The organism is Brevibacterium sp. HMSC063G07 (assembly GCF_001810665.1).
In the GTDB taxonomy this organism is placed as follows: domain Bacteria; phylum Actinomycetota; class Actinomycetes; order Actinomycetales; family Brevibacteriaceae; genus Brevibacterium.
Map to the genome: position 1 here is coordinate 67686 of NZ_KV802360.1, position 17462 is coordinate 85147.

General features: G+C 64.1%; 17 protein-coding genes. 4 read left to right on the forward strand and 13 right to left on the reverse strand.

Translation table 11 applies throughout. The features are described 5' to 3' along the window. Positions 1-16 precede the first annotated feature (16 nt). Both HMPREF2757_RS06790 and HMPREF2757_RS06795 read left to right on the forward strand, forming a co-directional pair. Positions 17-847: a sulfurtransferase gene (locus HMPREF2757_RS06790; RefSeq protein ID WP_070574566.1), complete on the forward strand. Its 831-nt coding sequence runs from the start codon at positions 17-19 to the stop codon at positions 845-847. 49 nt (positions 848-896) lie between these two features. Beyond that, positions 897-2036: a glutamate--cysteine ligase gene (locus tag HMPREF2757_RS06795; RefSeq protein WP_070574568.1), complete on the forward strand. Its 1140-nt coding sequence runs from the start codon at positions 897-899 to the stop codon at positions 2034-2036. A 68-nt stretch (positions 2037-2104) separates the two neighbouring features. Here the strand turns inward: HMPREF2757_RS06795 and HMPREF2757_RS06800 are convergent, their stop codons facing one another. The 10 genes from HMPREF2757_RS06800 to glmS are packed head-to-tail and all read right to left on the reverse strand — an operon-like array spanning position 2105 to position 11344. Beyond that, a complete protein-coding gene (locus tag HMPREF2757_RS06800) occupies positions 2105-2638 on the reverse strand; it encodes an NUDIX domain-containing protein (protein ID WP_070574569.1) in 534 nt (177 codons plus the stop codon). Next, positions 2628-3728 carry a tRNA (adenosine(37)-N6)-threonylcarbamoyltransferase complex transferase subunit TsaD gene (gene tsaD, locus HMPREF2757_RS06805; protein ID WP_070574571.1) on the reverse strand — a complete coding sequence of 367 codons (1101 nt, stop codon included), beginning with the start codon at positions 3726-3728 and terminating at the stop codon, positions 2628-2630. Before tsaD ends, HMPREF2757_RS06800 begins: the two co-directional genes overlap by 11 nt. After that, a complete protein-coding gene (locus HMPREF2757_RS06810) occupies positions 3721-4323 on the reverse strand; it encodes an SRPBCC family protein (RefSeq protein ID WP_070574572.1) in 603 nt (200 codons plus the stop codon). The genes tsaD and HMPREF2757_RS06810 overlap by 8 nt, the downstream gene beginning before the upstream one ends. 2 nt (positions 4324-4325) lie before the next feature. Beyond that, positions 4326-4772: a ribosomal protein S18-alanine N-acetyltransferase gene (gene rimI / locus HMPREF2757_RS06815; RefSeq protein ID WP_070575293.1), complete on the reverse strand. Its 447-nt coding sequence runs from the start codon at positions 4770-4772 to the stop codon at positions 4326-4328. 13 nt (positions 4773-4785) lie between these two features. Further along, positions 4786-5592 carry a tRNA (adenosine(37)-N6)-threonylcarbamoyltransferase complex dimerization subunit type 1 TsaB gene (gene tsaB, locus HMPREF2757_RS06820; RefSeq protein WP_176745905.1) on the reverse strand — a complete coding sequence of 269 codons (807 nt, stop codon included), beginning with the start codon at positions 5590-5592 and terminating at the stop codon, positions 4786-4788. After that, positions 5589-6080, reverse strand: a complete 492-nt coding sequence (gene tsaE / locus HMPREF2757_RS06825; RefSeq protein WP_070574574.1) for a tRNA (adenosine(37)-N6)-threonylcarbamoyltransferase complex ATPase subunit type 1 TsaE — start codon at positions 6078-6080, stop codon at positions 5589-5591. Before tsaE ends, tsaB begins: the two co-directional genes overlap by 4 nt. Beyond that, complete coding sequence (alr, locus tag HMPREF2757_RS06830) at positions 6077-7381, reverse strand: alanine racemase (RefSeq protein WP_083304157.1); 1305 nt, start codon at positions 7379-7381, stop codon at positions 6077-6079. The genes tsaE and alr overlap by 4 nt, the downstream gene beginning before the upstream one ends. Positions 7382-7390: 9 nt before the next feature. Then, complete coding sequence (locus HMPREF2757_RS06835) at positions 7391-8851, reverse strand: bifunctional ADP-dependent NAD(P)H-hydrate dehydratase/NAD(P)H-hydrate epimerase (RefSeq protein WP_070574576.1); 1461 nt, start codon at positions 8849-8851, stop codon at positions 7391-7393. Between the two features lie 60 nt (positions 8852-8911). Beyond that, on the reverse strand, positions 8912-9442 hold the full coding sequence (locus HMPREF2757_RS06840; RefSeq protein ID WP_070574578.1) for a holo-ACP synthase: 531 nt from the start codon (positions 9440-9442) through the stop codon (positions 8912-8914). 36 nt (positions 9443-9478) lie between these two features. After that, the gene (glmS, locus tag HMPREF2757_RS06845; RefSeq protein WP_070574580.1) at positions 9479-11344 is read right to left on the reverse strand and encodes a glutamine--fructose-6-phosphate transaminase (isomerizing); all 1866 of its coding nucleotides are present in this window, start codon (positions 11342-11344) and stop codon (positions 9479-9481) included. A gap of 87 nt (positions 11345-11431) precedes the next feature. On the opposite strand from glmS, the gene coaA reads away from it, so the two are divergent. Then, a complete protein-coding gene (gene coaA, locus HMPREF2757_RS06850; protein WP_070574582.1) occupies positions 11432-12490 on the forward strand; it encodes a type I pantothenate kinase in 1059 nt (352 codons plus the stop codon). Between the two features lie 67 nt (positions 12491-12557). Here the strand turns inward: coaA and HMPREF2757_RS06855 are convergent, their stop codons facing one another. Then, positions 12558-13391, reverse strand: a complete 834-nt coding sequence (locus tag HMPREF2757_RS06855; protein WP_070574584.1) for a MetQ/NlpA family ABC transporter substrate-binding protein — start codon at positions 13389-13391, stop codon at positions 12558-12560. Between the two features lie 240 nt (positions 13392-13631). Between HMPREF2757_RS06855 and HMPREF2757_RS06860 the strand changes: the two genes are divergently transcribed. Then, positions 13632-15524, forward strand: coding sequence for an ABC transporter ATP-binding protein (locus tag HMPREF2757_RS06860; RefSeq protein ID WP_070574586.1), 1893 nt, complete (start codon positions 13632-13634; stop codon positions 15522-15524). Between the two features lie 46 nt (positions 15525-15570). Here HMPREF2757_RS06860 and HMPREF2757_RS06865 read toward each other — a convergent pair whose 3' ends face one another. After that, the gene (locus HMPREF2757_RS06865) at positions 15571-16032 is read right to left on the reverse strand and encodes a hypothetical protein (protein ID WP_070574588.1); all 462 of its coding nucleotides are present in this window, start codon (positions 16030-16032) and stop codon (positions 15571-15573) included. Positions 16033-16082: 50 nt separating this feature from the next. Next, positions 16083-17444: a phosphoglucosamine mutase gene (gene glmM / locus HMPREF2757_RS06870; RefSeq protein ID WP_070574589.1), complete on the reverse strand. Its 1362-nt coding sequence runs from the start codon at positions 17442-17444 to the stop codon at positions 16083-16085. Positions 17445-17462 lie beyond the last annotated feature (18 nt).

Here is a 17462-nt window from a genome sequence, read left to right on the forward strand (position 1 = left end):
AACGAAGGATTGCCGTATGTCGCTCATCACCGCCGATGCGCTCAAAGCCGCTCTTGCAGACGCAGATTCTGCACACCGATTCGTCATCCTCGACGTCCGCTGGACCCTGCAGAAGCCCAACGGGTTGCACGACTATGCGGCCGGACACATTCCCGGGGCTCAGTATGCAGACCTTGACACACAGCTGTCGGGAACATCGGATGATCCCACTCTGGGCCGCCACCCGCTGCCGGATGCCGCTGACCTGCAGGAAGCTGTCCGCGGCTGGGGCATCACCCCGGATTCGACCGTCGTCGTCTATGACGACAACAGCTCTTTGGGTGCCGCCCGCGGCTGGTGGATTCTGCGGTGGGCGGGCCTTGACGACGTGCGCATCCTCGACGGCGGGCTGAACGCCTGGAAGGCCGCCGGAGGTGGGCTTTCGACCGAAAGTCCGCAGCCGAAGCCCTCCGACATCACGATCACCACCGGTGCGATGCCGACGGTCGATGCAGACCAGGCCGCGGCAACGGCAGCACTTGGCACACTGCTCGACGCCCGACCGTCGGCTCGCTTCCGCGGTGAAGACGATTCCATGGATCCGCGCGCAGGCCACATTCCCGGTGCTCTCAACCGCCCGGCCGCCGACAACTACCGCGGGGGCGCACTCCTGCCGAAGCACGAACTCGCAGCCCAGTTCGCCGAGCTCGGTGCTGACAGCGGCGGTGTCGTCGCCTACTGCGGTTCCGGTGTGACTGCCTGCAGCAACATCTTCGCCCTCGAACAGATCGGCGTGCACGCGGCCCTGTACTCCCCCAGTTGGTCGGGTTGGTCGGCAGATGAGTCCCGCCCGACGGCAAAGGGCTGAGGGCCGCAGCTGACCCGGTGTTACCTGCCGGTTGGTTTAGGATGACCGCATGCTTTCTTTTGCCTCGTCCGCTCAGTCGACACTGGGAGCGGAATGGGAACTTGCGATCGTCGATGCCGAAGACTTCGCTTTGGCCTCCCGCGCGCCTGAAGTCCTCGAGGCTCTCAAAGCTGACGGCAACGAGAACTTCCAGGGCAAGATCGTGGGCGAAATGCTCACCAACACCCTCGAAATCGTCAGCGGAGTGCAGGCCGAGGTAGCCGGCATCACAGCTGACCTGAGCGAAACTCTCGACTATCTGCGCAGCATCCTGGCGCCTCGCGGGCTCGACGTTCTTTCCGCGGGCACGCACCCCTTCTCCCCGTGGTGGGAACAGGAAGTCACACCGGCCTACCGCTACGAAGAGCTGGTCAACCGCACCCAGTGGTGGGGCAGGCAGATGCTGATCTTCGGTGTGCACACCCACGTGGGCATCGCGAATCGCGATCACGTCATGCCGATTGTCCGGGCCCTCATGGCCTATGTGCCGCACTTGGAAGCCGTCAGCGCGTCCAGCCCCTACTGGGCCGGTCATGACACCCAGTACGCGTCGAACCGCGCCATGCTCTTCCAGCAGCTGCCCACTGCGGGTCTGCCCTTCCAGCTGAAGAACTGGGGTGAATACGAAGACTACATCGGCGACATGCTGCACACCGGCGTGGTCGATTCGATCAACGAAATCCGCTGGGACATTCGCCCGGCTCCCGGCTGGGGCACCGTCGAGGTCCGCGTGTGCGACGGCATTCCGACACTCGCGGAACTTGCCGCAGTCACGGCTTTTGTCCAGTGCCTTGTCCACGACATGTCGCAGCGGCTGGATCGGGGCGAAGAGCTCAACTTTCTGCCGGACTGGTTCCACCGTGAAAACAAGTGGCGTTCGGCTCGCTACGGCATGGACACGATCATCATTGAAAACGCCGCCTGCGACGAACGTCTGGTAACGGATGTCATAGCTGACGAGGTGGAGCGACTGGCCCCGATTGCCCAGGAACTCGGGTGCTCGGCTGAACTGGAGTCAATGCTGAACTTTGCCCGCGTGGGAGCCTCTTACCAGCGGCAGAAGAAGCTGTTCGAGGAAACCGGCCGCATAGAAGACGTGGCTGGTCTGCTGGCTGCGGAAATGCGCGCTGGCAAGCCCGCCGGGTGGTAATAGCTCAGGCAGACGCTGCGCCGCGGCAGTGCTGCGGGCATAAAGGCAGGGCGGCAAGCGCTGAGTCCTCACTGTGCTGAATGCTGACGCAGCACCTGCTCCAGTTCCGGCCATGCGGCTGCGAATCCCGGGTGAAGTTCGTATTCGGGGACTTCTTCCACCGGCACCCACCGCAGTTCAATGCTTTCAGCGTCTGCCACGCGCTCTTCGAGCCTCTGCGTAGCCTGCGTGATGACGGTCGTGTAGGCCCAGCCTTCTTTGTCGACCCGGTATTCGCCGATGACCGTAATGCCCTCACCGCCTGGTCCGGGCACACCGGTTTCCTCCCAACATTCGCGAATGGCACCCTGCTGGGGTGTTTCGCCTTCGTCGAGCGCACCGCCGGGAATGCCCCACGTGCCGCCCTGGGCTGACCACACGGCACGGTGCTGCAGCAGCACCCCTCGGTCGGGGTCATGAATGAGCAGACCGGCTGCGCCGAACAGGCCCCAGAAGCGTCCCTGCGGGGTTTCCACCCAGCCGTCACCGGCGCGGCGCTGCTGGCGCAGGTGCTCTTCCGGTGGGCGTGAATCGCGAGCGCTGGCAGGACCTTCAGATGACAACCTGGTCGACCTCCAATGAACTTGTCACACCGAAATCCGGTGCTGAGGGCTGTTTTCCGCGGGCAACCACATGTGCGCCCAGGGCTGCCATCATCGCCCCGTTGTCAGTGCACAGGCTCAGCGGCGGGATGAGCAGGGAAATGCCTTCGTCGGCACACCGTTGGCTCAGCCGTTCGCGCAGGCGGCCGTTGGCGGCGACTCCCCCGCCCAGAAGCACCCGGTTGATGCCGGTGTCTTTGCAGGCCAAAAGTGTTTTGCGCACAAGAACATCGACCACGGCCTCTTCAAAAGACGCGGCGATATCGGCCAGGCGCACCCGCTGGGATGCAGGTTTGGCCTTTTCGGCTTCAACAGCCCGCAGCGCCGCGGTTTTCAGACCGGAGAACGAAAACGCGTATCGGCGTTCGGGGTCGCGCAGGTCTTTTGCCGTCATGAGTCCGCGCGGGAACTTCACCGCCGTCGGATTGCCCGCCGCACCATCGTCGAAACCACCCGCGGCGGCCTTGGAAATGTTCGGCCCACCCGGATAGTCCAGCCCCAGCAGGCGGGCAGTCTTGTCGAACGCCTCACCGGCAGCATCGTCGATTGTCGAGCCCAAAAGTTCAATCCCGTCCACCAGGTCGGTGATCTTGAGGATTTCCGTGTGCCCACCCGACACGAGCAGCGCGATAGTCGGCAGTTCAAGACCGAAGCCGGGCTCCGCCTCGTCAGAGGCAGAGTCCAGGGTTGCCGCAGCAACGTGACCGGCCAGGTGATTGAGCCCGTACAGGGGTTTTCCGGTCGCAGCGGCTAGGCCCTTTGCAGCACTCACCCCCACCATGAGCGCCCCGGACAGTCCCGGGCCGGCGGTTACACACACAGCGTCAATGTCATCCAGGCTCACCCCCGCGGTCTGCAGGGCCTTGGTGAGTGTCGGAGCGAACGCCTGCACGTGGGCACGCGATGCGACTTCCGGCACCACCCCGCCGAAGCGGACGTGTTCATCCATGGACGATGCCACGGTGTTCGCCAGCAGCGTGCGGCCGCGCACAATGCCGACCCCGGTTTCATCGCACGAAGTCTCAATGCCCAGGATGAGCGGCTCAGTCATCGCTGCTGTCATCGCATTCCGGAACCTGGGCAGAGCCAGACTTCACGCTGTCCGCTCCGAATTCCGCGACCGCCAGTTCGGTGTAGCGGGCGTACAGTGCAGCTTCGCTTTCAGACGCTGTCAGATCGGCGTCGCCGAAGGTCCCGGCCAGCAGCCGCAGGTGCGTATCCCACACCGGCCCCACCTGTGGGATCAGCTGCGCGGCCTCTGCGTCTGACGCGTACGTGTGGGCTGCCGTGACTGTGACTCCGGGCTGCCCTGCGAGGGCTTGTGTCAGGCGCAGGCTGATGCGGCCCAGTCCGCCGAGTTCCACCAGCACGTGCTCGTCTTCCACACTGGATAGAACGTGGGCGTTCAGGGGACTTCCCTCGAAATCGAACTCGATTTCGGTGACATCTGAGGCTTCGCTGACAGCCGAGGTGCCCTCGCCCTGATCGGCGTCTTCACCTTGAACCGGGCGGAATGGAGCGAACCACAGTGCGCACTCCATGGGGCTGGTGACGCGCTTCCACACGGTGTGAATATCGGCGCTGATGGTTGTGCTCAGCACAAGGTCGGTGCCGTCTTCCCAGTGTGTGATGGATGCCGAAATCATGTTCACAAGCCTAGCAACGACGCCCGCATGACCAGCGCGTCCGCGCCCCTGTAATAGCCGGGCCTGGTGTGCAGAACGACAAAGCCAAGCGACTCGTACAGGCCCAGTGCTGCCGTGTTGTCGCTGCGCACTTCAAGGTACACCGCTTCGACCCCGCGGGCGCGGGCAGTGTCCAGGAGGGATTGCAGGAGAAGACGACCGGCGCCTCGACCCCGGATGTTGGGGTGGGTGGCGATTGTGAGGATCTCAGCTTCTCTGCCGCTGATGCTCAGTCCGGCAAAACCGGCCAGGCCATCTTCGGCGTAGGCTGCGGCGAGAAACACGGATGGGCTTGCCGCCTGCGTCCAGAAGAAGTCTTCACTCCAGGCGTCAGGGCCGAAGATCTCCCGGTCCATACGGGCTGCGGTGGGAATGTCCCACCACTGCAGCGGGCTGAGGCTGACGGTCATAGCGGCGGGCTGATCAGCGGCCGGGCAGCGGTCTGGCATCTGGTTCGCGCAGGTACAGCGGGATGGGATCCAGCTGCTGGCGGCCCGCGGCTTCTGTGCGCGCGGCTATCCGGGCGATGTCAGATGCCAGCGCCTCGGTCGGAAAGCGCGGATCGGGTGGCCCGAGAACATCAGCGTAGAGCTCAAAGCCAGCGCCGATGCGCAAGAGGGCGGGCCCTATTGGGTTCGGCTCTGCGAGGTTGTGTTCGGTGGGGCTGTGTTCGGTGGGGTCGGCATACCCGGAGTCACCGTCAGCAGCTGTGCCCAGGCCCTTGAGTTTGGCCAAATCAGCAGGTTTGGCGACGTCCGGGCCAGCAGCCAGCATCGGCAGGCCGGCCTCGTCGAGTCCTGCGTATTCAGCCCAGTAGACCTCACGGCGGCGGGCGTCTGAGGCCACGAGAATCCGCACGTCGCCAACGGCTTCGCCAGCGCGGCGCAGCTGTTCGTACACCGCGAGCGCCAGACCGTCCTGGGAGCGCACACCCACTGTGGGAAGCCCGCGCCCCACGGCGAAGCCCAAGCCGGAGGCAATGCCTGCGCGCATACCGGTAAACGGCGCTGGCCCCACGCCGACGGCCACGAGTTCGGGTTCTGGCGTCTGCTGCAGCACATCGGTCAGCGCCGGTCCTAAAAGTTCAGCGTGGCGACGCGCCCGCGACTGCGCCCATTCGGCTTCAGTCCGGTCATCGGCGACAACGGCAACAGAAGCGGCGGACGATGTATCGAGGGCAACGACCACGGGGGGCTTGGGCTGGGCTTCGCCGGTGTTCCGGGCAGTCACTTCATGGCCTCCTTCACACGTGCCAGACGGGGTGCCCAGGAATCGCCGAAGCCCTGCAGAACAGCCTCGCGCTGACCGGATTCCGGGTCGGCGGAATCGGGCCTGGTCAGGGTGATCTCCAGGTGGTCGTCCGCCAGGGATTCAGCCACGCCCGCGCCCCATTCGACGACCGTGACGACCTCGTGCTGTTCAGAGTCGAGGTCGAGGTCATCGAGTTCGGCAGCGTCTTCCAGCCGGTAGGCGTCAACGTGGACGAGGCCAGGACCGTCGCCTGCCGGCGGGTGCTCCCTGGCGATGATGAAGGTCGGTGAGGATACGCGCCCGCGAACGTTGAGGTGCACAGCCAGTGACTGCGTGAACGTGGTTTTTCCCGCCCCGAGCCCGCCGGTGAGGATGATGAGGTCCCCGGCGCGCAGCTGCGGCGCCAGTGCAGCGGCGAGTTCAGCCGTACGGGCTTGGTTGCGCAGCTCGATGTCGATGCGGCTCACGCGAGCTCCCCGCTTTCGTCGGCATCGCCTGCCTCGGCACCGGAATCACCGACAGCGCGCCCGGTCATGATCCGCTCAACGCGACTGCCGATGCCGGTGACGATTTCGTAGTTGATGGTCCCACCCCACGCGCCCCAGTCAGCCGCCGTGGGCTCACCGAACTCGCCGGGGCCGAAGATGATCACTTCATCGCCAACGCCCACATCCGAGTCCAGGCCGACTTCCACCACAATCTGGTCCATCGCGATTCGGCCCACCTGCCGGTACTGGCGTCCTCCGATGAAAACGCGCGCGGCATTGGATGCAGACCGCGGCAGACCGTCAGCGTAGCCGCCGGCCACGAGCGCAAAGCGGGTGTCGGCTTCACACGTGTAGGTCAGTCCGTAGCTGGCGTGACTGCCGCGGGCTACGTCTTTGAGCGCTACGACCTGGGATTTCAGCGTCATGGCCGGACGCAGTCCAAGGCTTTCCGGGCTGCTGCCCGCGAAGGGGCTGAGCCCATAGACTGCCAGTCCGGTCCGCACGGCGCGCGCGGTCAGTGTGTCCGGTCCCGTGCCGATTGTCAGCGCGGCGGGCGAATTCGACGCGTGGACGATGAGTTCGTCCTCTTCGCCGAGCTCTGGTTGGGACAGCAGGAAACCGCGCAGCTTCGCGATCTCCTCGGTGAAGATGCTGTACTGGTGGTCGGTGAACTCGCTGCCCGGCTCGTCGGCAACTGCCAGGTGGGTCATTGCGCCGACGATTCTCAGGCCCGCGCGAACACCGTCGTCCATCTGGGCGACTTCGCGCAGGAAGCCGTCAAGCTGGTGTTCGGTCATACCGCCCCGGCCCAGCCCGGAGTCGATTTTGATATGGATGCGCAGCGGATTGTCTGTACACTGCCGGGCTGCTTGGGCAAGGTGCGGCAGCTGTTCGGCAGCGCTGATCCCCACTTCGATGTTCTTCTCAGCAAGTTGGGCGAAGTCCACGCCGATGGGCATCAGCCAGCACAGAACAGCAGTGTCTTCTGCTCCTGTGAGCCCCTCAGCGGCCAGGCGCTCTAAAAGGTCGCGCACCTGCAGGGCTTCGGGCACTGTGGCCGTGCCGATTCTGCGAATGCCGGCTTCGACCAGGACGGGAACGACCCCCGTGATGCCGTGGCCGTAGGCGTCGGCTTTGACTACCGGAATGACACCGGCTTCGCCCGCGTGTTCGCGCAGCACCGCAAGGTTGGTGCGGATGGCGTCACGGTCGATGTGCGCCGTCAGCAGCGATGGCCCGTAAGCCGTGGTGGGCAGAAGTTGCGATGACGATGGGGACACGCCTCGATCCTAACGCCCCCGAGCTTTGAGCACAGCCTGCTCCACAGCCTGCGGCAGGCCGGAGGCGTGGACGGCGGTCTTGCCCGCCCTCCCGTGGAGCAGAACGGCAGCCGCGGCGGTCACGGCCGTCGTACCGGGGTCGAGGCGCCCTTTGGCTGCCGCTCTTTCTGCCAGGAACGCTGCGAGCACCCCCGTGAGCACGTCCCCTGAGCCTGCTGTCGCAAGGTTGGCTGAACCGGCTTGGGGCAGGTGGACGGTGCCGTCGGGTTCGGCAATGACGCTGCGGTGGCCCTTGAGCAGAACGACCGCGTCGAGTTCTTCGGCGGCAGCGCGAGCCCAGTGCAGCTGGTCCTGTTCAATCTGGGCCCGCTGCACGCTGTGCCCGCGTGCTGTGAGAAGCCTTTCGAGTTCCCCGGCGTGCGGTGTGATGATGCTGCCTGTCGGCAGGTGTTCGGGCAGATGGTCCAGGGCGCCCGCATCGGCAATGACCGGCTCCCCGCTGGCGAACACGGCTTCAGTCCTGTCGCTGCTGGGGCTGCCGGGGCCAACGGCCCACACTTGGACGCGCCCGTCGGCTGCAACGGCTTCTGGAACCTCGGCTGCAACGGCGGACCGCAGCTGAGCATCCCCGGTGATCCGCACCATTCCGGCACCTGCGGCCACCGCAGCGCTGGTGCACAGAACGGCAGCACCGGGATAGTCAGCGGAACCAGCGCAGATGCCCGCAACACCTCGGGTGTACTTGTGGTCCTCCCCCGTCGGCGCTTTGACGAGTTCGCGCAGATCATCCCTTCTGTACACCCACGCATCCGGCACGGTATCTGAGAAATCCAGGCCGATGGGCGCAAGCACAACGCGGCCGGCAGCGGAAGCGCCAGCACCCGTGAACAGGCCGGTTTTGAGGCCGCCGAAGGTGACCGTCCAATCAGCCTGCACGGCAGCCTGTGCGCTGCGTCCGGTCGATGCGTCAATGCCCGTGGGCACGTCGACCGCCACTGTGATCTGCCCCTCCGCACGGGCCGAACTGGCCTGCCACACGCACAGCAGCTGCACAATGTCCTCCGGCAGCTGGGGTTTGGCGCCGGTGCCGAATATCCCGTCGACAACCAGATCAGCCGCTCCCAGGTGGCCCGGCGCCTCGGCGATTTCAGCTTGCCGGCAACCAGCGCTCAGGGCGGCAGCAAGGCCCGCCCGGTGGGGTGTGCCGAGGGTGTGCAGGAGGGTGACGGCAGCACCGCGGCGGGCGAGGTCAGCGGCAGCGAACAGGGCATCCCCGCCGTTGTTGCCCGGACCGGTGAGAACAGCTGCGCGCCGACCGTAGACGGTGCCGCCGCCTAAGCGCAGCACTCGGCGACACACGGCCGCCAACTGACCCGCGGCCCGACGCATGAGCCTGTCGCCTTCACCGGCTTCCAAAAGCGGAGCTTCGGCCTGGCGGATCTGCTCACCGGTGTACGCGGGGCGGGGCATAGTGTTTCCTGTTCTGTTCGAGCTGGGGGCAATGCGCGGGGTGACTCGGTTTCTGCTGGTTCAGCCGGGGTTGTTCCGGCGGGCTTCCTCCCGCATCCGATTGCGCTCTTGCCGCCTGAGTGCGACATCGGCGCGGAACTGGGCGAGCGCACGGTCGTGCTCTTCTGTTCCCGGCAGCGGCGGGGCCGGCTGGTCGACAGGCGGGGACAGTGACGGTCCGCTGCCTTCGACAATGACGTAGGTGATTGTGCGGTCCCCGTCGTGGGTGATCGACAGGTGCACGTGCTCACCTCCGCGCTGGCGGAACATCTCCAACACCCAACCGCTCAAACGGAAAGACGGGGCACCGGAGAAGGCCGACACCACCTCGGCCTCCTGCCACGGAATGATCTGCGGGAACTGCAGAGCCTTGACCAGGGCCTCTTTTGCCGAGAACCGGGCGGCGAGGCTTTCCGGGCTGCGCCGCCTTCCGTTCTTCTTCAGCTGCTCGGCAGGAGTCAGCAGGCGGTCCAGGAGTTCGGGCACCCGCTCAATGTGCTCCTGGAAGCGGGGAACGTCGGCAATGTCAACGCCGATGCCGATGATGCCCACGGCTCTGTCCTCCTCTATGCGGCTCTGTCCGACCGTTTATTCGACCGTGACGGATTTCGCGAGGTTGCGCGGCTGGTCGACATCCAGGCCCTTGGCCTGAGCCAGTTCCATAGCGAAGATCTGCAGCGGCACCGTAGTCAGCAGGGGTGCCAGCAGCGTGGTGGTGTTGGGCACGTAGATGACTTCGGAGGCGTACTCGCGCACTGCTTCGTCACCCTGTTCGGCAATGACGATCGTGTTGGCTCCGCGAGCCCGGACCTCCTGAATATTGGAGACGACCTTCGAGTGCAGCGAATCCCTGCCGAAGCGGCTGGGCACGATGATGATGACAACCTGGCCCTCGTCGATCAGCGCGATGGGACCGTGTTTGAGTTCGCCCGCGGCGAAGCCCTCGGCGTGAATATAGGCGAGCTCTTTGAGTTTGAGCGCGCCCTCCATGGCCACGGGGAAGCCCACGTGGCGGCCCAGGAACAGCACGGACGGGGTTTCGGCCAGGCGCTTGGCCAGGTCGGTGATCTGCTGGGAGTCGTCATCCAAAAGCTGCTGGACCTTGCCCGGAATGTTCTGCAGTTCGTCCAGGATCAGCTGGATTTCGTCGCGGTACTTGTTGCCGCGCAGCTGTGCCAGATACAGACCCAGCAGGTAGCAGGCGACAATCTGAGAAAGGAACGCTTTGGTGGAGGCCACTGCGATTTCGGGGCCCGCGTGCGTGTAAAGAACGGCATCGGATTCGCGCGGAATGGTCGAACCGTAGGTGTTGCAGATGGCAACCACCTTCGCCCCTTGGTGGCGGGCGTGGCGCAGGGCCATGATGGTGTCCATCGTTTCGCCGGACTGCGAAATCGCGACGACGAGGGTCTTCTCCGACACGATCGGGTCGCGGTAGCGGAATTCGTGGGCCAGTTCGACTTCCACCGGGATGCGGCACCAGTGCTCGATCGCGTATTTGGCGACCTGACCGGCGTAGGCGGCCGTGCCGCAGGCCACGACGATGATCTTGTCAACGGATTTCAGCACGGATTCGTCAATCCGCATTTCGTCGAGGGTGAGGCGCCCGTCGGTGTCGAAGCGGCCCAGGAGCGTATCGGCGACTGCCTGCGGCTGGTCGTGGATTTCCTTTTCCATGAACGACGTGAATCCGCCCTTGTCCACAGTTGCCGGATCCCAGTCGATCTCATACTCGGTGCCTTCGACCGGGTTGCCGTCGAAGTCCATGATGTCGACTGAATCAGCTGTGATGGTGACGACTTCGTCCTGGCCGATCTCAACGGCGCGGCGGGTGTAGTCGATGAACGCGGCAACATCCGAACCCAGGTAGTTGGCGTCCTGGCCCAGGCCGATGACCAGCGGCGAATTGCGGCGGGCCGCGACAACCGTTCCGGGTTTGTCAGCGTGGACGGCCAGCAGGGTAAAAGCACCTTCAAGCTCGTTAGAAGTCCGCCGCATGGCTTCGGTGAGGTCACCGGTTTCGCGGTAGTTCTTGGCCAGCTGGTGCGCTGCGACTTCCGTGTCGGTTTCAGATGCGAATTCGACGCCGTCCTTCAGCAGGCGCTCTTTGAGTGAGGCGTAGTTTTCGACGATTCCGTTGTGGATCAGCGCCAGACGGCCGTCATCGGCCAGGTGGGGGTGCGCGTTTTCGTCAGTCGGTGCCCCGTGGGTTGCCCAGCGGGTGTGGCCGATGCCGGTTGCGGCTTTCGGCAGCGGGTGTTCGGCAAGCTCAGCTTTGAGATTGTCCAGCTTCCCGGCCTTTTTCGCTGATGCCAGCTGGCCGGTCTCGGTCACGAATGCAACGCCCGCGGAATCATAGCCGCGGTACTCCATTCGCTTGAGGCCTCCGACTGTGACGTCTTCAGCGGTGATCTGGGCGTTCGGGTTTCCAACGAATCCAACAATTCCACACATAGACCTCAATATTAACGCGCGGTTGTGCCTTAAGCTGGAATTCCCTGTCTGGGGGATCGCTGAGCGAAACGAGGATCTGCATCACCTATGGAACACAACGACGCCGCTACGTCCGTTCGATCCAGCGACCTCGATCCCGCGCGGCTGCTTGCCGGACTGCGCCCGCACCAGAAGTCGGGCAGCCAGTCCGTCTCATCGCCCTTCTGGCGCTTTGACCGCACAACGTGGTCAGAACTTGCCCAGGCCACTCCCCTGCCGCTGACGGCCGAGGATGTTGAGCGGCTGCGCGGCAAGGGCGAGCGCATGGACACCACGGAGATCGAAGAGATCTACCTGCCTCTGTCGCGCCTGCTCAACCTGTATGTTTCAGCACGTCGCAAAAAGCACAGGCTCACGCGGGAGTTCTTTGCTCCGCTGCGCGCCAGCGGCCACGACCCCGCCCCACAGCACATCCCGTTTGTCATCGGCGTGGCCGGTTCAGTGGCTGTCGGCAAGTCCACCACCGCGCGAGTTCTGCGCGAAATGATGGCCCGGTGGCCGGACACCCCGCAGGTTGAGCTCGTCACCACCGACGGATTCCTCTTTCCCAATGCCGAACTGGCACGCCGGGGTCTGACATCCCGGAAGGGCTTTCCGGAATCCTACGACCGGCGGGCGCTCATGCGCTTCCTCGCCACCGTCAAGTCCGGTGCGGGCGAAGCTCGCGCCCCCGTGTATTCGCACCACACCTACGACATTGTTCCCGGTGCTGAGATCACGGTGCGCTCACCGGATGTTCTGATTGTCGAAGGGCTCAACGTCCTGCAGCCGCCCAGGCCGCGCGCCGATGGGAAAGTGGGAATGTCGGTCAGCGACTACTTCGATTTCTCCGTCTACGTCGATGCGGCACCCGGTGATATCCGCCAGTGGTACATCGACCGGTTCATGGAGCTGAAGTCAGGTGCTTTCACTCAGCCGGATTCGTACTTCCACCGCTATTCAGAGTTGACAGAAGACGAAGCGCTCACCCTTGCCGGGGAGATTTGGGACTCCATCAACTCTCCCAATCTGCGTGAGAACGTTGCGCCGTCGCGCGGTCGGGCCGATCTGATTCTGACGAAGTCGGCTGACCATTCAGTACGCCGGATCCAGCTGCGCAAACTGTAGTCAGCCTGCAGTGCTGGACCCGGCGTCTGGTGGGTCTTACAGGGCCTGAGCCCTGCGGATGGGTGGATCAGAAAGCGGGGAGCACCGCGCCGTCGGTCCACTTGTCTTCGATGAACTTCTTCACTTCCGGTGAGTGCAGCAGTTCGTCGAGCTTCTTGATGGCTTCGTTGTCCTGGTCGCCTTCGCGGACTGCGAGGAAGTTCGCGTAGGGGTTGTCTTCAGCCGATTCGACGAGCACCGAGTCCTTGGTGGGCGACAGTCCGGCTTCCAGGGCGTTGTTGCCGTTGATGATCGAAGCATCGGTGTCTTCCAAGGTGCGCGACAGCTGTGCTGCGTCGGCTTCCTTGAATTCGAGCTTCTTCGGGTTGTCCTTGATGTCCTTGATTGTGGCGGTGGTTGCGTCCTTGCCGTCAGCGAGGCTGATAACGCCTTCCTTGGCAAGCATTTCGAGTGCGCGGCCCTGGTTGGCGGGGTCGTTGTTGATGCCGATGGTGCCGCCGTCGGGAAGTTCGTCAACCGACTCCACCTTCTTGGAGAACAGTGCGATCGGTTCGATGTGCACGCCTTCGAAACCGTGGATCTTGTAGCCCTGGCCTTCGACTTCCTCGTCCAGGTACGGCTTGTGCTGGAAGTAGTTGGCGTCGAGGTCGCCGTCGACGAGCGCACGGTTGGGCAGCGCGTAGTCGGTGTACTCCTTGATCTCGATGTCAAGGCCGGCTTCTTCAGCCAGGTTTTCGTCGACGTAGCGCAGAATGTCACCGTGTGGGACAGGTGAAACGCCGACGGTCAGCTTGGTGATATCGCCGTTCTTCTGGCCGACCTCCTGGTCTCCTCCGCCTGCACCGCAGCCGGTGAGAACCAGGCTTGCGGTAGCGACGATAGCTGCGATGCGCAGTTTCATATGTGCAGTCCTTCTATGCGAATTGTTCAGTTATTGTCGTCACCTTCTCACTGTGCGGACACGCATTGCCCGTGTTTCGTCATAAACCTCCACATGACGAGGCGGAGCCGGACTGCCGCTGAGAGACAGCCCAGCCCGGACGCACTGCCTCTGGGCGGGGCTAGACTTCCCGTGCGTCCCTGTGAGGCCGGCTCGGCTGATACGGGTGAGGAAAGGAGCACCGTGACGAACTACTCCCCCATGGCGATTCTGCATCGCACAACTGCCAGCCAGCGCACTAAGGGCCGTCCCGCCCCCGAGGTTGACCGGGAAGCTCTTCGGCGCATCGGCGGTTTTGCCGCCGGGCACAAGAGCAAACTGGTCCTTTTCATCCTGCTCTCGGCGGTATCCGCCGGTGTTGCAGTGGCCACTCCGGTGCTGGCCGGGCGGGTGGTCAATGCCATTACCGCTGGTGGGCCTGCGAAGCTGATTGTCGGCACGGCGGTTCTCATGGGCTTGCTCGCAGTGGTCGATGCGGCCCTGACAATACTGTCGCGCTTTCTTTCTGCCCGCATCGGCGAAGGGCTCATCTACGATCTGCGCACAGCCGTTTTCGACCACGTGCAGACTCTGCCGGTCGCGTTTTTCAACCGGACCCGCACGGGTGCGCTCATATCGCGGCTGAACAACGATGTCATGGGTGCCCAGCGGGCGTTTTCCAACACGCTGTCCGGGGTTGTGACGAACCTTGTGCCGCTTGCTCTGACAGTCGGTGTGATGGTCGCGATTTCGTGGCAGGTGACGGTGCTGTCCGTGCTGCTCCTGCCGATTTTCCTCGTGCCCGCCCGCTTCATTGCGGGGCGTTTGGCGTCGCTGCAGTTTGCTGCCGCTGATCTCAACGCGGCTATGTCCACACGTATGACAGAGCGGTTTTCCGCTGGTGGGGCGACTCTGGTCAAGCTGTTCGGCAGCCCGCAGAAGGAATCTGCGGAATTTGCTGAGCGTGCTGGCCGAGTGCGCGATATCGGTGTGCGCACCGCCATGCTGCAGGTGACATTCCTTGCCGCGCTCACTCTCGTGTCGGCACTGGCTTTGGCGCTGGTCTACGGCGTCGGCGGTATGCAGGCGGTAGCCGGTTCACTCGATGCCGGGAAGGTTGTTACGCTCGCACTTCTGCTGACCCGCCTGTACACCCCGCTGACGATGCTGGCGAATGCGCGCATGGACGTGACATCGGCCATTGTGTCGTTCCAGCGGGTGTTCGAGGTTCTCGACTTGCGCTCGACCGTTCAGGAGCCTGTCGATCCGAAGCCCCTGCCGGCGGGCCCTGTGTCTGTGGAGTACCGGGATGTTTCGTTCCGCTACCCCACCGCCGCCGAGGTGTCGCTCGCCTCTCTTGAAGACGTTGCGGTTCTCGACGGTCGGGAATCAGCCGAGGTGCTGCACGGGCTGAACATCTCCGTCCCGGCAGGGCACACGGTCGCCCTGGTCGGCTCATCCGGTGCTGGGAAGTCCACGATCGCCTCCTTGCTGCCCAGGCTGTACGACGTGACGAAAGGCTCGGTTGAGCTGTCCGGTGTTGATGTGCGCCAGCTGAGCTTTGACACGCTGAAGTCGACCGTCGGCATGGTCACCCAGGACGGACACCTGTTTCACGAATCGATCCGCGACAATCTGACGATTGCCAAACCGGACGCATCGGATGCTCAGCTGCGCTCTGCGCTGGAGCGCGCCAGGCTCTGGACCGTCATCGACGCCCTGCCCGACGGTCTTGACACCGTGATCGGAGAAAGGGGCTACCGGCTGTCCGGCGGGGAACGCCAGCGGCTGACAATTGCCCGCCTGCTGCTGGCCGAACCGGCGGTCGTGGTGCTCGATGAGGCTACGAGCGCTCTCGATTCAACAAACGAGGCGGCTGTCCAACAGGCCCTGAACGAAGCTATGACCGGCAGGACGGCGCTTGTCATCGCCCACCGACTGTCGACTGTGCGCAGTGCCGATCAGATCATCGTGATCGAAGGAGGGCAGGCTGTTGAACGCGGCACCCACAGCGAGCTTCTGGCTCAGGGCGGTCGCTACGCGCAGCTGTACACCACCCAGTTTGCAGACCAAGAAGAGTCAGAAGATCCTGCCGGCGGCGCCTCGGCAGAATAGGGACTCCCGCTGTAGCGGCAGAGATCGGGCCTCTATGCGATGGCCCTCAGACATCGATTGAGCTCACCGCACCTGCTCGCAGCAGAAGCGGCCAGACCAGCAGGAAGATGAGCGCGCCAGCTGCTGAGCACAGTAACGTCGAAACTGCGACCATCAGCCCGTTGGTCAGCCACGGGCCGGTGACGATGTACAGAGCAGCCGGGGTCGCGAAGGCTATGAACAGTGCTGTCATTGCGCTCCAGCGGGCAGGCGCGGCCGGGTCGGCCACATAGCCCGCCCGCACGAAACCGGTGAGAAAAGCACCGACCGCGGCGATGCCGCCGAGTACGGCAAATGATGATGTCAGCACACCGAACATCCACCACAGGCCGGACATACCCGACGTTGCCCGAGCCACGAGGCTCAAGCCGATTACGACGACGGTGCCGACCGCCGTCGAGGCAGCTGCGGCAAACCCGGCGGCTAAGCGTCCGTAGAGGACTTTCCCGCTGCGCGCGCTCTTCTGCACCGCCCGGTCACCGCCCGTTCATCAGCTCAGCGGCAGCCCGCCGCAGACGCTCACAGAGCAAGGTTCTGCTTGACGCACTCGGCCAGGCGTTCGGCCTGCTTCTGCGCTTCGGATTCTGTTTCGGCTTCGACCATGACGCGGATGACCGGTTCGGTGCCGGAGGCCCGCAGAAGAACACGGCCTGTCTTGCCGAGCTCGCCTTCGACAGCGGCGACCTCAGCCTGAACGGCGGGGTCGTCGGTGCGTGTCTTGTCGACTCCGCTGACGTTGATGAGAACCTGCGGCAGCTGCGGGATTTCCGCGGCAAGATCAGCCAGCGTACGGCCGGTGGAGGCCAGGCGGTTGATCAGGTGAAGTGCTGTCAGCACTCCGTCGCCGGTTGTTCCGTGATCAAGCAGGAGCACATGGCCGGACTGTTCACCGCCGAGCACGTGACCGCCGGCCAGCATGCCCTCCAGCACGTAGCGGTCGCCGACTTTCGTCTGCACGTCCGCAATGCCCGCCCGCTCCATTGCCAGTTTGAGTCCAAGGTTCGACATGACGGTTGTGACGAGCGTGTCGTTCTTCAGAGTGCCCGCTTCTTTCATGCCCAGCGCCAGGATGCCCATGATCTGGTCTCCGTTGACTTCGCGCCCGCGCGCATCAACTGCCAAACAGCGGTCGGCATCACCGTCAAAGGCCACCCCCAGGTCAGCGCCGTTTTCGACGACAGCTTCCTGCAGTGACCCCAGGTGTGTGGAGCCGACACCGTCGTTGATGTTCAGGCCGTCAGGGCTGGCCGCAATCACCGTCACATCCGCACCAGCCTGACGCAGGGCCGCCGGGCCTACGACAGATGCGGCACCATTGGCGCAGTCGACAACCACGCGCAGTCCCTGCAGCGGGGTCGAAGTGTCGCCGAGGGTGGACACCAGGTGTTCGGTGAATTCATCTGCTGCCGCAGCATACGGTTTGATGCGGCCGACATCCGCGCCGGTGGGACGATCCCATTCAGCGTCGAGCAGTTCGAGGATTTCGTCTTCCGCGGCATCGTCGAGCTTGGTGCCGCCGGGACCGAAGAACTTAATGCCGTTGTCCGGCATGGGATTGTGGCTGGCGGACAGCACAACACCGAAATCAGCACCGGTTGCCTTCACGGCATAGGCCACACCCGGGGTGGGCAGAACACCGGCGTTCCACACATCTACACCCGTCGAGGCGATTCCGCCGGAAATAGCCGAAGCCAGGAAGTCACCGCTGATGCGGGTGTCCCTGCCGACAATCGCAAAGGGGCGTTTGCCGCCTGACCCATAGCGCTTCTCGGGCCTGCCGAGAACCCGGCTGCCTGCCACACCCAACTGGAGAGCGAGTCGAGCGGTGATGTCCCTGTTGGCCAGACCGCGAACACCGTCCGTGCCGAAAAGCCTGCTCATAGAACCTCCTGTTTTTGA

What these genes read in the sequence shown, in the direction of transcription:
- HMPREF2757_RS06790 (WP_070574566.1), top strand. Translation starts at nt 17, where the DNA reads ATGTCGCTCATCACCGCCGATGCGCTCAAAGCCGCTCTTGCAGACGCA.
- HMPREF2757_RS06795 (WP_070574568.1), top strand. Translation starts at nt 897, where the DNA reads ATGCTTTCTTTTGCCTCGTCCGCTCAGTCGACACTGGGAGCGGAATGG.
- tsaD (WP_070574571.1), bottom strand. Translation starts at nt 3,728, where the DNA reads ATGACTGAGCCGCTCATCCTGGGCATTGAGACTTCGTGCGATGAAACC.
- HMPREF2757_RS06810 (WP_070574572.1), bottom strand. Translation starts at nt 4,323, where the DNA reads ATGATTTCGGCATCCATCACACACTGGGAAGACGGCACCGACCTTGTG.
- rimI (WP_070575293.1), bottom strand. Translation starts at nt 4,772, where the DNA reads ATGACCGTCAGCCTCAGCCCGCTGCAGTGGTGGGACATTCCCACCGCA.
- HMPREF2757_RS06835 (WP_070574576.1), bottom strand. Translation starts at nt 8,851, where the DNA reads ATGCCCCGCCCCGCGTACACCGGTGAGCAGATCCGCCAGGCCGAAGCT.
- glmS (WP_070574580.1), bottom strand. Translation starts at nt 11,344, where the DNA reads ATGTGTGGAATTGTTGGATTCGTTGGAAACCCGAACGCCCAGATCACC.
- coaA (WP_070574582.1), top strand. Translation starts at nt 11,432, where the DNA reads ATGGAACACAACGACGCCGCTACGTCCGTTCGATCCAGCGACCTCGAT.
- HMPREF2757_RS06855 (WP_070574584.1), bottom strand. Translation starts at nt 13,391, where the DNA reads ATGAAACTGCGCATCGCAGCTATCGTCGCTACCGCAAGCCTGGTTCTC.
- HMPREF2757_RS06860 (WP_070574586.1), top strand. Translation starts at nt 13,632, where the DNA reads ATGGCGATTCTGCATCGCACAACTGCCAGCCAGCGCACTAAGGGCCGT.
- glmM (WP_070574589.1), bottom strand. Translation starts at nt 17,444, where the DNA reads ATGAGCAGGCTTTTCGGCACGGACGGTGTTCGCGGTCTGGCCAACAGG.